This window comes from Carnobacterium sp. (assembly GCF_045617425.1).
In the GTDB taxonomy this organism is placed as follows: Bacteria; Bacillota; Bacilli; order Lactobacillales; family Carnobacteriaceae; genus Carnobacterium_B.
The window spans coordinates 200,159-214,518 of sequence record NZ_JAZLIO010000022.1 but is presented as its reverse complement, the minus strand read 5'-3'; the positions used below and the strand labels follow the sequence as shown (position 1 = coordinate 214,518).

At 35.6% G+C, this 14,360-nt stretch carries 11 protein-coding genes; all 11 read left to right on the top strand.

Features of this window, described 5'->3' with window-relative positions:
• Positions 1-427 (top strand): insulinase family protein (locus tag ACKI3H_RS12150; protein ID WP_407372501.1); only part of this gene is annotated, 427 nt, incomplete at its 5' end.
• The gene (yfmH, locus tag ACKI3H_RS12145; protein ID WP_407372500.1) at positions 427-1,728 is read left to right on the top strand and encodes an EF-P 5-aminopentanol modification-associated protein YfmH; all 1,302 of its coding nucleotides are present in this window, start codon (positions 427-429) and stop codon (positions 1,726-1,728) included. The genes ACKI3H_RS12150 and yfmH, both read left to right, overlap by 1 nt.
• Positions 1,725-2,450, top strand: coding sequence for an elongation factor P 5-aminopentanone reductase (gene ymfI / locus ACKI3H_RS12140; RefSeq protein WP_407372499.1), 726 nt, complete (start codon positions 1,725-1,727; stop codon positions 2,448-2,450). The genes yfmH and ymfI overlap by 4 nt, the downstream gene beginning before the upstream one ends.
• 106 nt (positions 2,451-2,556) lie before the next feature.
• Positions 2,557-3,423, top strand: coding sequence for a helix-turn-helix domain-containing protein (locus ACKI3H_RS12135; RefSeq protein ID WP_407372498.1), 867 nt, complete (start codon positions 2,557-2,559; stop codon positions 3,421-3,423).
• Between the two features lie 86 nt (positions 3,424-3,509).
• The gene (gene pgsA / locus ACKI3H_RS12130; protein WP_407372497.1) at positions 3,510-4,091 is read left to right on the top strand and encodes a CDP-diacylglycerol--glycerol-3-phosphate 3-phosphatidyltransferase; all 582 of its coding nucleotides are present in this window, start codon (positions 3,510-3,512) and stop codon (positions 4,089-4,091) included.
• A 180-nt stretch (positions 4,092-4,271) separates the two neighbouring features.
• Entirely contained in the window at positions 4,272-5,534 is a 1,263-nt protein-coding gene (locus tag ACKI3H_RS12125; protein WP_407372496.1) for a competence/damage-inducible protein A, read from the top strand.
• Positions 5,535-5,689: 155 nt separating this feature from the next.
• Positions 5,690-6,727, top strand: a complete 1,038-nt coding sequence (gene recA, locus ACKI3H_RS12120; RefSeq protein ID WP_350451926.1) for a recombinase RecA — start codon at positions 5,690-5,692, stop codon at positions 6,725-6,727.
• Positions 6,728-7,033: 306 nt separating this feature from the next.
• Positions 7,034-8,593: a ribonuclease Y gene (rny, locus tag ACKI3H_RS12115; protein WP_407372495.1), complete on the top strand. Its 1,560-nt coding sequence runs from the start codon at positions 7,034-7,036 to the stop codon at positions 8,591-8,593.
• A gap of 183 nt (positions 8,594-8,776) precedes the next feature.
• Positions 8,777-9,583, top strand: a complete 807-nt coding sequence (locus ACKI3H_RS12110) for a TIGR00282 family metallophosphoesterase (RefSeq protein WP_013710323.1) — start codon at positions 8,777-8,779, stop codon at positions 9,581-9,583.
• A gap of 50 nt (positions 9,584-9,633) precedes the next feature.
• Positions 9,634-12,258 carry a DNA mismatch repair protein MutS gene (gene mutS / locus ACKI3H_RS12105; protein WP_407372494.1) on the top strand — a complete coding sequence of 875 codons (2,625 nt, stop codon included), beginning with the start codon at positions 9,634-9,636 and terminating at the stop codon, positions 12,256-12,258.
• Between the two features lie 28 nt (positions 12,259-12,286).
• Positions 12,287-14,287 (top strand): DNA mismatch repair endonuclease MutL, encoded by a 2,001-nt coding sequence (gene mutL / locus ACKI3H_RS12100; protein WP_407372493.1) that lies wholly within the window; start codon positions 12,287-12,289, stop codon positions 14,285-14,287.
• The last annotated feature ends 73 nt before the right edge of the window (positions 14,288-14,360 follow it).

Sequence of the window (14,360 nt, the reverse complement as noted above, 5' to 3'; positions counted from 1 at the left end):
CGGTTTTTCTCATTCCAAGCTCTTTATTAATGTTCGGGAAAAAGCGAGTCTTGCGTATTATGCAGCTTCTAGACTGGAAAGTCATAAGGGATTATTGATTGTGATGAGCGGGATAGAAACGGCCAATTACCGTCAAGCTGTTCAAATTATTTCTGAACAGATGAAAGCCATGAAAAACGGTGAATTTTCAGAGCAAGAGCTGGAACAAACAAAGGCTGTAATTCGAAACCAGATTCTTGAAACGATAGACTCTCCGCGCGGACTCGTGGAAATTCTTTATCATAATGTCATTGCAAAAACTGATATTCCTTTAGAAAAATGGCTGCAAACTACCGAGAAGATTACGAAGGCTGAAATAGTTGAAGCAGGGAAGAAAATCGAGTTGGATACGGTATATTTCTTAACTGGGACGGAGGTACCGCAGTAATGGAAAAAATCAAATTTGATCAATTGCAGGAAGAGATTCTACATGAAACAATGGCGAATGGTTTAGAGGTGTATATCATTCCTAAAAAAGGATTTAATAAATCGTTTGCAACGTTTACGACCAAATATGGTTCAATTGACAATCATTTTGTCCCGCTCGATAAGGATGATTATACGAAGGTACCAGACGGAATTGCGCACTTTCTAGAGCATAAATTATTTGAAAAAGAAGATGGAGATGTGTTTAACAAGTTTGGCCGATTGGGTGCTTCTGCCAATGCGTTTACCAGTTTTACTCGAACAGCGTATCTTTTTTCTAGCACTAGTCATGTTTCAGAAAGCTTAACAACTTTATTAGACTTTGTTCAAGAACCTTATTTTACAGAGGAAACAGTAAATAAAGAAAAAGGTATCATTGCTCAAGAGATTCAAATGTACGAGGATGAACCAGATTGGCGTTTGTTTTTTGGTATTTTAGGAAATATGTATCCTAAGCACCCTTTACACATCGATATTGCTGGAACTGTAGATAGCATTATGGACATCACACCTGAATTATTGTATGAAAATCATGCAACTTTTTATCATCCTAGTAATATGAGTTTGTTTGTTGTTGGGAAGTTAGATCCTGAAAAAATGATGAAGTTGATTCGAGAGAATCAAGCACAGAAAGAGTATGCTCCTGCCGAAGCCATTAAGCGAATTTTTCCAGAAGAAACGGTCAAAGATATTAAACCGTATAACTTTATTCATATGACTGTGAATCGGCCAAAGAGTATTGTAGGAGTAAAAGGAATAAGAGAAATTCCAAGCGGTATTGAAGCCTTAAAATACAAAACCACAATGGATTTATTGCTAATGCTATTATTTGGCCCTACATCAGCAAATTATTTAAAATTATACGATAAGGGTATCGTAGATGATAGTTTTTCGTTTGAATTTAACCTAGATCGTACATTCCATTTTATTGATGTTAGTGGAGATACGAAAGACTCTACAGTTTTTAGTGCCGAAATCAAAAAGTTGTTACTTGAAGCAAAAATGAGTTCAGAATTAACTGATGAAAACTTAGCAATAGTTAAAAAAAGAACGATTGGCCAAGAACTACAATCGTTAAATTCACTAGAATATATAGCCAATCAATATAGCCAACCTATATATGGCAAAGCAACTTTATTTGATGTTGTTCCTATTATAGAAAGTATTACATTGGATGAAATAAAGAAAGCGGCTGAAGAATTTATGGTTGAAGACCATATGACTACATTTCATATTTTACCAAAAGGAGACAAAGACGTGTGAAGTTTGCCTTGGTAATGGGAGCAAGTGGAGATATTGGAAAGAAAATTGCACAAGAATTAGCTGAAAAAGGATGGTCGCTTTATCTGCATTATCATTCAAATATGAAAAGTGCTGAAGAACAATTGCAAGAATATCAAAATCGCTACCCTAAACAAGATTTTTATGCATTATCTTTAGACATGACTCAAGAAGATGGGATTCCTCTATTCCTGAAATCCATTTTTCAGTTGGATGTTGTGATATTTGCAAGCGGCTTTACGACATATCAATTGTTAACCGAAGTCTCTACTGTGGATATGGATCATATGTGGGCAGTACATGTTAAAACACCAATTTTATTGCTCCAACATTTACAGTCTAAATTAGCTCATTCTAGGAATGGAAGAATCATTTTTATTAGCTCAATTTATGGTGAAACAGGTAGTGCGATGGAAGTTCTTTACAGTACAACAAAAGGCGCTCAATTGGCTTTTGTGAAAGCATATAGTAAAGAAGTAGCTAGTTTAGGGATAACAGTAAATGCGATTTCTCCAGGAGCTATTGCTACAAAAATGAATCAAGACTTCACTTCAACTGAAGTAAAAGAACTAGAAAATGAAATTCCCTTGGGGCGTTTAGGAAGTGTATCTGAAATCAGTTTTTGGGTTATGCAACTAGTGGATAAAAGAAGTGCGTATATGACCGGTCAATCTATTGTCATCAGTGGTGGTTGGCTAAAATAAGTAAAGTTAGTTATGCAGTATAAAGAAAAAATAATGTTTCTAAAGTATCAGGTATGTTATAATTCAGATGATATGAGATTTTCTCTCTAAAAAAGAGAACAGGTAGGTGAGACAATTGAATGAAATAGGCGAAAAATTAAAAGAAGCAAGAAAATCAAAAGGCTATACATTAGATGATTTGCAACAAATAACTAAAATTCAAAAACGTTACCTAATTGCTATTGAAGAAGGCAATTACGATGTTATGCCGGGAAAATTTTATGCTCGTGCATTTATTAAACAATATGCGGATACTGTTGGCTTAAATGGGGATCAACTATTAGAAGAATATACAGATGCGGTACCTCATACCCATGATGAAGAATCCATAGAAAAAATTGCTACGGATCAAACCCGTGTTGGAAAGAATACAGAAAATGCATTCTTAACAAAAGTCCAAGAATATTTACCTACAATCTTAATTGGCATAATAGCTGTAGCTATTGTAGCAGCCATTTATTTTGCAGTAATCAAAACAAATAATCAGGTTGATGAAGAAATGATCACAAAAGAATCTGAAGAAATATCTGTTTCTAGTGCAGAGTCTACAGCAACTGAAGAATCTGCAACGGAATCCTCAGAATCAGTAGAATCTGAGGAAAGTGAAGAAGATCAAGGCATAGAAGTCTTATCTTCTACTGGTTCTACGACAACTTATTCTGTTACAGGAAGTTCTGAAGGCAGTATTTTAACCTTAACAGCGACAGGTGGAGATTCTTGGATCAGTGTTGAAGCAGATGGTTCGACGATTGATGCTCAATTAATAACAGATGGTTCTAATTTAGAAACAGAAATTCCAGAAGGTACTTCATCTTTACTGGTCATCATTGGGAATGCTCCTGCAACGGAAGTTAATCTTAATGGCGAAGATATTTCATATGCTCCAGAAGCAGAAAATTCTGTTCGACAAGAAATTGAATTTCAATTTGAGTAAACCTATAAGATAAGAGGCCAAAAGGCTCTTTGGGCTCTTATCTTAGGAGTAGTGGGTATATATTATTGGAGAGAGGAAGCAAAAAATTGAACTTACCGAATAAGCTTACAGTATTGAGAATATTTATGATTCCAATATTTGTTATTGTAGTATTGGCACCATTTGATTGGGGCGTTTTTCAACTTTTAGGATCAACAATTGAAGTTACTCAGTTGGTAGGGGCAGTTTTATTTGCTTTAGCAAGTTTTACGGATTGGTTAGACGGTAAAATTGCGCGTGATAGAGGGTTAGTAACAAATTTTGGTAAATTTGCCGATCCTTTAGCTGACAAAATGTTGGTAATGACAGCTTTAATTATTCTAGTAGGGCAAGACTTAGCTCCTTCGTGGGTTGTATCTATTATTGTTTGTAGAGAGTTAGCAGTTACTGGATTAAGATTACTATTAGTAGAACAAGGCGGAACTGTTTTGGCAGCTGATTGGCCAGGGAAAATCAAGACAGCTACTCAAATGGTTGCCATTATATTATTACTGGTTGATAATTTGCCATTTAAAGGAATCGGGGTTCCAATGGCTTCAATTATGTTATATATTTGTTTATTCTTTACCATTTATTCAGGTGTAGATTATTTTGTTAAAAATAGTGCAGTGTTTAAAGGTCCAAAATAAAAAAATATTAAAATAGGAAAGAATGTGGAGAAGACTGTTTTAACAGGTCTTCTTTTTTTTACCTCATAAAAAGTATGGTAAACTAGGAAGACATTAACTAGTCTTTTATGGTTCTTAAGGAAAGATAAATAAAAGTTGCGGAACAAAATTCGCGTATTATAGAATTAGGAGTGAAGTAAAATGAACGCTGAAATCATAGCAGTTGGAACAGAACTTTTAATGGGACAAGTAGTAAACACAAATGCTTCTTTTCTTTCTCGTGAATTATCACTATTAGGGATAGATGTTTATCACCAAGTAGTGATTGGAGACAACCCGAAACGATTATTAGAAGTTATACAAGTGGCAGAAAAAAGAAGCGATCTAGTTATCCTTTCAGGTGGTCTTGGACCTACGAAAGATGATATTACAAAACAGGTAGTGGCTAAACATTTAAATAAAAAATTAATTTTAGATATGAATACTATGGAAAAAATAAGTAGCTATTTTAAAAATAGCAAGCGAGTAATGACAGAAAATAATCGGTTGCAGGCTATGGTAATTGAAGAATCTACTGTTTTAAAAAATGAAACAGGACTTGCAGCAGGGATGTTTTTAAATCAAGACAAACAAGCCTTTTTATTATTACCAGGTCCACCTAGTGAGTTAGAGCCTATGTTTATAAACGAAGTAAGGCCATTACTAGTGGACGGACGTCCAAACGAAAACCATCTCATATCAAGAGTTTTACGTTTCTTTGGTATTGGAGAATCTCAATTAGCTGCTGAAATAGATGATTTGATTGAAGAGCAAAAAAATCCTACTCTTGCTACATATGCTGGAAGACATGAAGTAACCTTACGTTTAACTGCAAACGGAAGCACTGAGGAAGCCTGTCAATTCTTATTAGATAAGATGGAAGCTACCATTCAACAACGCATAGGTGGCTATTTTTATGGGTATGGAGAGGATAGACGTTTAGTAAATGTAGTTACAGATTTATTAAAGGAACAAAATCTGACAATTACAGCTGCTGAGAGCTTGACTGGTGGTTCTTTTCAACACCTTATAACAAGTGTTTCAGGTGCAAGTGAATTTTTCAAAGGTGGAATTGTAACGTATAGTAATGATGCAAAAACGGCTATTTTAGGTGTTGAAAAAAAAACAATTGAAGAGTCTGGTGTCGTTAGCGCTGAGTGTGCAATAGAAATGGCAAAAAAAGCACAAAAGATGTTTGATACAGATTTGGCTATCTCCTTTACAGGGGTTGCAGGCCCAGATAAATTGGAAAATAAAGAAGTAGGAACCGTATGGATTGGTATTGTTACTAAAGAAACAGCCGTTGCTAAAGAGTATCATTTTGGTAAAGGACGCGAAGACAATCGAGAAAGGTCAATCATGTCTGGATTAGATTTAATTCGAAGAGTGTTGCTAGATTTACCTGTAGAACAAAAGGGTTTATGAAATAAAAATAAAAAAACAATCGATTTAAAAAGACCGAATGTTTGTTCGCTTTTTTCTTGCTTTTTTTATAAAAAAAAGGTATGATATTGTTTGTAGCAGATGAAAATATGAATGATTAATTAAATAATAAAAGAGACTTGAGGAGGATTTATTTAATGGCAGACGATCGTAAACAAGCATTAGATGCAGCGTTAAAAAAGATTGAAAAGAACTTTGGGAAAGGTTCCGTTATGAAACTTGGAGAAAAAGTTGATACGCGTATTTCTACAGTTCCTAGTGGATCATTAGCATTAGATGTAGCATTAGGAGTAGGTGGATTTCCTAGAGGAAGAATTATTGAAGTATATGGTCCTGAAAGTTCAGGTAAAACAACTGTAGCTTTGCATGCTGTTGCTGAGGTTCAAAAACAAGGCGGAATTGCTGCGTTTATTGATGCTGAAAATGCATTAGATCCAAAATACGCAGCTGCACTTGGAGTAGATATTGACGAATTGTTATTATCTCAACCAGATACGGGTGAGCAAGGTTTGGAAATTGCAGATGCATTGGTTTCCAGTGGAGCAGTTGATATTGTTGTCATTGACTCGGTTGCTGCATTAGTACCACGTGCGGAAATTGAAGGAGAAATGGGCGACTCTCATGTAGGTTTACAAGCTCGTTTGATGTCTCAGGCTTTACGTAAATTATCTGGTTCAATCAACAAAACAAAAACTATTGCTTTATTTATCAACCAAATTCGTGAAAAAGTTGGTGTTATGTTTGGTAACCCAGAAATCACACCAGGTGGACGTGCTTTGAAATTCTATGCTACGATTCGTTTGGAAGTTAGAAGAGCTGAACAAATTAAACAAGGTACAGATATTATGGGTAACCGTACAAAAATTAAAGTGGTTAAGAATAAAGTTGCTCCACCTTTTAGAGTAGCTGAAGTAGATATCATGTATGGTGAAGGTATTTCTCAAGTAGGGGAACTTGTAGATATGGGATCAGATAAAGATATCATTGATAAAGCAGGTGCATGGTACTCTTATGGTGGCGAGCGAATTGGCCAAGGGCGAGAAAATGCAAAAAAATTCTTCAAAGACAATCCTGAATTAAGAGCTGAAGTAGAACAAAAAGTTCGTGCAGCTTATGGTATTGGAGAAGCTGGTGAAGTAGTAGAAGAGTCTGAAACTGATTTACTAGAAGATTAAATGAACTAGAAGACAGAGAAAAGCCAATAAGCCTAGACGCTTGTTGGCTTTTTTTGAAAATATTATACTAAAAATGGATGGAAAAGGATTCCTAAATGAAGTGAATCAACACTATGAAAGTTTATGAAAGGGCTACAAAACCATTATTTAAGTTGACATGTCTCTTCACTACAATTAAAATTAAGATATCTATTAATTTAACATTAGATAACGGGTAGGTTTTATTGGTATAAAGCTATTCTTGTTCTACCAAATAATGGATAAATATTAAATGACAAATTAAATAAATGATACGGAGGTGGAAGAATGGATTTTAAAAGTGTTGCCTTCGCTATCGTTACTTTAGTTGTCGGTCTTATTGTTGGATATCTCGTCCGCAAAGCAAGCCACGAAAAAGAACTAGCTGGTGCTAGAAACACTGCAACTGGAATATTGGAAGAAGCAAAAAGAGAAGCAGAAACCATGAAAAAGGAAGCGATGTTAGAAGCGAAGGATGAAAGCCACAAATATCGAACTGAAATTGAAGCAGAGCTGAAAGAGAGAAGAAATGAAGTTCTAAGACAAGAAAATCGTTTGTTGCAACGTGAAGATAACATTGATCGCAAAAACGACAGCTTAGAAAAACGTGAACACACACTCGAGGCGAATGAAGAGAAATTAAGTTCTAGACAACTACATGTTAACGATTTAGAGAAGAAAGCCATTGAGTTGGTTCAACAACAAGAAAATGAATTGGAACGAGTTGCAGCTTTATCACGAGAAGAAGCAAGACAATTGATTTTAAAAGAAACAGAAAATGAATTGTCTCATGAATTAGCTGTAATGGTAAAAGATTCTGAACAAAAAGCAAAAGAGGAAGCAGATCGAAAAGCTAAAAATTTAATTGCATTAGCCATTCAACGTTCTGCAGCAGATCAAGTTTCAGAAACGACAGTATCCGTTGTAACATTGCCAAACGATGAAATGAAAGGCCGTATTATAGGCCGTGAAGGACGTAACATTAGAGCACTGGAGACCCTAACTGGTATGGATTTAATTATAGATGATACGCCAGAAGCAGTTGTACTTAGTGGATTTGATCCAATACGTCGTGAAATTGCTCGAATGACTCTTGAAAAATTGATCCAAGATGGGCGGATTCATCCAGCTCGAATTGAAGAGATGGTAGAAAAATCACGTAAGGAAATGGATGAAAGAATCAGAGAAATTGGAGAACAAGCTACTTTTGATGTAGGAGTACATTCCTTACACCCAGATTTGATCAAAATTTTAGGACGTCTGAAATTTAGAACAAGTTATGGTCAAAATGTTTTAAGTCACTCTATTGAAGTGGCTAAATTAGCTGGTGTGATGGCTGCCGAATTAGGAGAAGACGTTACATTAGCTAAGCGAGCAGGTCTACTTCATGATATTGGGAAAGCACTGGATCATGAAGTTGAAGGATCACATGTTGAAATTGGTGCAGAAATTGGGACGAAATATAAAGAGAATGAAACAGTTGTTAATGCAATTGCTTCACATCATGGTGATGTAGAAGCGACATCTGTCATTTCTGTTTTAGTCGCTTCAGCCGATGCAATATCTGCGGCACGTCCAGGTGCAAGAAGCGAGTCACTTGAAAATTATATTCACCGACTTGAAAAATTAGAAAGTATTTCTAATGATTTCGAAGGAGTGGAACAAAGTTTTGCAATACAAGCTGGTCGTGAAATCCGTATTATGGTCAAACCTGAAAAACTTGATGATTTAGCTGCAAGTAAGTTAGCGCGTGATATTAGAAACCGCATTGAAAGTGAATTGGATTATCCAGGACACATTAAAATTACGGTTATTCGAGAAACAAGAACAATAGAATACGCTAAGTAACTAGTAGTGTAGAAACCGATATGAGTCGATGATAAATCTGACTTATATCGGTTTTTCTGTTGTGAAATACCAAAAATTAACGTTAAACAAGTGAACAGATAAATAAAATGAAAAGGCCAGCTTTTATTTCAGTCTATTTATTGTTAAAATATAGAAGATGAAAAAGAGAAGAGGAATAATTGAATGAAATTATTATTTATTGGAGATGTTGTAGGTTCGATGGGCCGCGAAATGGTTCATGATTACTTACCTAAATTGAAAAAGATGTATAAACCACAAGTTACTATTTTAAATGGAGAAAACGCAGCAGCAGGGCGTGGAATTACAGAAAAAATTTATAAGGGCTTTTTACAAGATGGCGTAGATATTGTAACTATGGGAAATCATACTTGGGATAACCGAGATATTTTTGAGTTTATTGAAGATGCTAAAAAAATGATTCGACCGGCTAATTATCCAGAAGGAACACCCGGAAAGGGAATTTCCTATATAAAGGTCAATCAACTTGAGTTGGCTGTTATTAATTTACATGGCCGAGTGTTCATGACGGATGTTGATGATCCCTTTAGAAAAGCTGATGAACTAGTAGAAGAAGCGTTAAAACGCACGCCATTGATCTTTGTTGATTTCCATGCCGAAACGACTAGTGAGAAGCAGTCAATGGGATGGTATCTAGATGGTAGAGTATCAGCAGTAGTTGGAACACATACTCATGTGCAGACGAATGATGCTCGTATTTTACCAAATGGGACAGCTTATTTAACGGATGCTGGAATGACTGGGCCATATGATGAATCATTAGGTATGGATCGTGATGCTGTTTTAAGAAAATTTTTGACGCAGATGCCAACACGTTTTGAAGTTCCAAAAGAAGGTAGAAAAATTCTATCGGGTTGTTTTATTGATATCGACGATAGCACAGGTGAAGCTAAAAAAATTGAAAATATTGTGATCAATGAAGATCGTCCGTTTAATGGCGGTTTTGAATAAAGAACATTCAAGTTTACTGAACACTAAATAATCACAAGGGGGCGGGAAAAGTGCCACAAAAAACAAAACAAACGCCTATGATGGAACAGTATCTAGGGATAAAGGCAAATTACCCAGATGCTTTTTTATTTTATCGCTTGGGAGATTTTTATGAACTATTTAACGAAGATGCTGTTAAAGCTTCACAACTTTTAGAAGTTACGTTAACGAGTCGAAACCGTAATGCAGATGAACCGATTCCAATGTGTGGGGTTCCTTATCATGCAGCAAAAGGGTATATTGACAGTTTAATAGAACGAGGATACAAAGTAGCCATTTGTGAACAAGTAGAAGATCCAAAAACCGCAAAGGGTATGGTGAAAAGAGAAGTCGTTCAATTGATTACACCAGGTACAGCTATGGACATTAAATCAATGGATGCTAAAACAAATAATTATTTAGCTGCTCTAATAAGCACTCATACAGGTCACTATCATTTAGCATATGCCGATTTAAGTACAGGAGAATTAAAAACAACAACGTTAAATTCATTGGAAGCGGTAATGAGCGAACTAATGAGTTTGAAAGCAAAAGAAGTTGTTTTTAAAGAAGCGATGGAAGTAGATGTACAAGCAGAATTAGAGACGAAATTAGGCATCATGGTATCTACTCAAAAAGAAATGATTGAGCGTGCAGAATTTTCTTATCTCACAAGTGAGATAGAGAACAGTGGTTTGATTGATGTTGTGAAATTATTGTTTTCTTATTTATACGTCACCCAAAAACGAAATTTAGGTCACCTACAAAAAGTAGAAGTTTATTCTCCTACTAATTATTTGAAAATGGATCATTACTCTAAACATAATTTAGAATTGGTTTCTTCGATTCGTACAGGACAAAAAAAAGGGACTCTCTTGTGGTTGCTGGATGAAACAAAAACAGCAATGGGAGGAAGACTTTTAAAGCAATGGATTGATCGGCCTCTTATTCAAGAACAACAAATTTTGATGAGACAAAATATTGTTGAAAGTTTAATCAATCATTTCTTTGAAAGAACAGATCTGAATGAAGCATTGACGAGAGTATACGATTTGGAAAGGTTAGCTGGAAGAGTAGCATTCGGGAATGTTAATGGCCGTGACTTAATTCAACTCCAAACTTCGTTGCTTCAAATTCCTCAGTTAATTGAGATTATAAAATTGATGAATAAAGGCGAATGGGATCAATTGATTACCGACTTAGACCAAGTCCCTGAAATCGTTCAGTTGATTGATCAAGCAATAGATGAAAATGCTCCTCTTTCGATAAAAGATGGTGGAGTCATTAAAGATGGGTTCAATGAACAATTGGATATTTACCGTGATGCTATGCGTAATGGTAAAAAGTGGATCGCTCAATTAGAGGCTGAAGAAAAAGCAACGACAGGCATTAGAAACTTAAAAATTGGCTACAACCGTATCTTTGGTTACTATATCGAGATAACTAAAGCCAATCTTGCTAATTTGCCTGAAGGGCGTTACGAACGGAAACAAACCTTAGCAAATGCTGAACGGTTTATTACTCCAGAACTAAAGGAAAAAGAAGTTTTGATTCTAGAAGCTGAAGAGAAATCTATGCTTCTAGAATACACCTTATTTGCTGAAGTTAGAGAAACGATTAAAGACTACATTGAACGATTGCAAAAATTGGCCAAAACAGTAGCTGCTATAGATGTGTTACAGAGTTTTGCAACGATAAGCGAAAAATACCATTATACTCGCCCTTTAATGGGAGCTAATAGTCAAGAAATCAGTTTGATAGAAGGACGACATCCCGTTGTAGAAAAAGTTTTGGGACAACAAACGTATGTGCCAAATAGTGTTGAAATGGATCAAAATAATGAAATTTTGCTTATTACTGGTCCGAATATGTCTGGTAAAAGTACGTATATGAGGCAATTAGCCTTAACCGTTATTATGGCTCAAATGGGCTGTTTTGTTCCTGCTGATAAAGCGAGAATGCCGATATTTGATCAGATATTTACCCGTATTGGAGCAGCAGATGATTTAATTGCAGGTCAAAGTACCTTTATGGTTGAAATGATGGAAGCGAACGAAGCTTTGCGTTACGCTTCACAGAACAGCTTAATTTTATTTGATGAAATTGGACGTGGAACAGCCACATATGACGGCATGGCTTTAGCAGAAGCTATTATTGAATACATTCATGAGAATGTCCATGCAAAAACGTTATTTTCAACCCATTACCATGAGTTAACAGTATTAGATGAGCGACTGCCTCGCTTAACAAATGTCCATGTAGGTGCAGTAGAAGAAGAGGGAGAATTAGTCTTCTTACACAAAATGCTTCCTGGTCCTGCAGATAAAAGTTATGGAATACAAGTAGCAAAACTTGCTGGACTTCCTAATGATTTGCTTTCACGTGCAGCTGTTATTTTAGAACAACTGGAACAAAAAGAAGAAATCGTCCTGAATCGCTCTACTCAACTAGCTTCAGATAAAGAAACGTCAATTTCAGTTAAGTCTTCTCAAAAAGAAAAAGTTGAAGATAAAGATGAAGGACAGCTTTCTTTATTCGGGCTACTTGAAGATTCAGAGGCTGAAGTCGTTAAAGCTGTTCGAAAGATGAATTTATTAACAATGACCCCTTTAGAAGCATTGAATTGCATTAGTGAATGGCAAGAGAAATTGAACTGATGATAGTTAGTAGAAAGGAATGGAAGAGATGGCAAAAATTCAAGAACTCTCAGATGTATTAGCTAATCAAATTGCAGCTGGCGAAGTAATTGAGCGACCGGCTTCAGTAGTGAAAGAATTGATTGAAAATGCAATTGATGCAGAAAGCAGCCAGATTGACATTCTTATCGAAGAAGCTGGATTGAAAAAAATACAGATTATTGATAATGGACTAGGTATCGAACCAGAAGAAGTTCAAAATGCATTCAAGCGACATGCAACAAGTAAAATCTATTCTCGAGATGATCTTTTCCGAATTCGTACACTTGGATTTCGTGGAGAGGCTCTGCCTAGTATTGCGTCTGTTTCAGAGGTTACACTAGAAACATCGATTGGTGGAGAACGTGGCACGTACCTTTCTTTAAAAGGCGGTAAAATTATTGAAGAAAAAGCGAATGAAGCAAGAAAAGGAAGCAAAATCACAATAGAAAACCTTTTTTTTAATACGCCTGCACGATTAAAATACGTAAAGAGTTTGCAAACAGAACTGTCGAATGTGACAGATATTGTCAATCGATTGGCTATTAGTCACCCGAATATTGCTTTTCGCTTAGTTCATGATGGCAATCAGTTGTTGAGAACAGCTGGAAATGGCGATTTGAGACAAACACTAGCAGGTATTTATGGAGTTGCCACAGCCAAAAAAATGAGAGAAATAAAGAAAGAAGATTTAGACTTTAGAGTGTCGGGTTTTATTTCATTACCTGAACTCACAAGGGCAAGTCGAAATTACATCTCCATTATTATAAATGGGCGCTACATTAAAAATTATTTACTGAATAAAGCTATTATTTCAGGTTATCGGTCTAAACTTATGGTTGGACGCTATCCGGTTGCTGCTATTGAAATTGAAATGGATCCTTTGTTAGTAGATGTAAATGTGCATCCGACAAAACAAGAAGTTCGTATCAGTAAAGAAAAAGAATTAATGCAATTGCTAGAGTCCGCTATTCATGAGAGTCTAGGTAAAGAACAACTTATTCCTGACGCTTTAGAAAATTTATCTTTTAAAAAGAAAACAGACTTGCCGATGGAGGGGAATGAACAAACAACGTTTGAATTTCATCAAGAAAGAGACCCAGAAATAAAAAATGAAGACAATAAAGAGCCCGAAAATGATTATTCATCTTCAACCTCTTATAATGCTCATTATCCATCTAGATCTTTTGAAAAAAATAGTGTAGACAAGGCTGAAGAAAACCCGTTTTTCTTGCAAGAAGAGACTCAAGAGACTCAAGAGACTCAAGAGACTCCCTTTGAATATGTTTCGCAAGAAAGTCATAGTAGAGAAGTCCCAAATGAACGAGTCAGTGAATTGGTTGATTATCACCAAGAATCGCCATTAAAAACAGCCAGTAAATTAATGGAGAAAGAAAAAGTCCCTTCTGAATCTGTTGACCAATTTCCGACGCTAGAATATGTTGGTCAAATGCATGGAACGTATTTATTTGCGCAAAATGAAAAAGGATTGTATATTTTAGATCAACATGCTGCTCAAGAGCGAATAAAATACGAGTACTTCCGAAAAAAAATTGGTGAAGTTAGTAATGATTTACAGGATTTATTGGTACCTATAATGCTGGATTATCCAAATAGCGATGCAATCAAGATCCAAGAAAATAATGATGCATTGGAGAATGTAGGTATTTTCTTAGAACCATTTGGCCAAAATAGTTTTCTACTAAGAAGTCATCCTGTGTGGTTCAACCAAGGAGAAGAAGAAAGTATCGTAAGAGAAATGATTGATCTGTTATTGGAGCAAGGCAGTGTAAGTGTTGCTAAGTTTAGAGAAGCTACAGCCATTATGATGAGTTGTAAAGGTTCGATCAAAGCAAATCATTATTTAAATGATGCGGAAGCTAGAGCATTGTTGAAAGACTTAAAGAAGACAGAAAATCCATATAATTGTCCGCATGGAAGACCGGTGTTGATCCATTTTACCAATAAAGATATGGAAAAAATGTTCAAACGTATCCAAGACCCTCATTGAATCCAATAAATTAAATTCAATGAATTGAAGCAATTCTTTAAAAAGTGTAGAATGAAAATAGAATCAAAAAGGA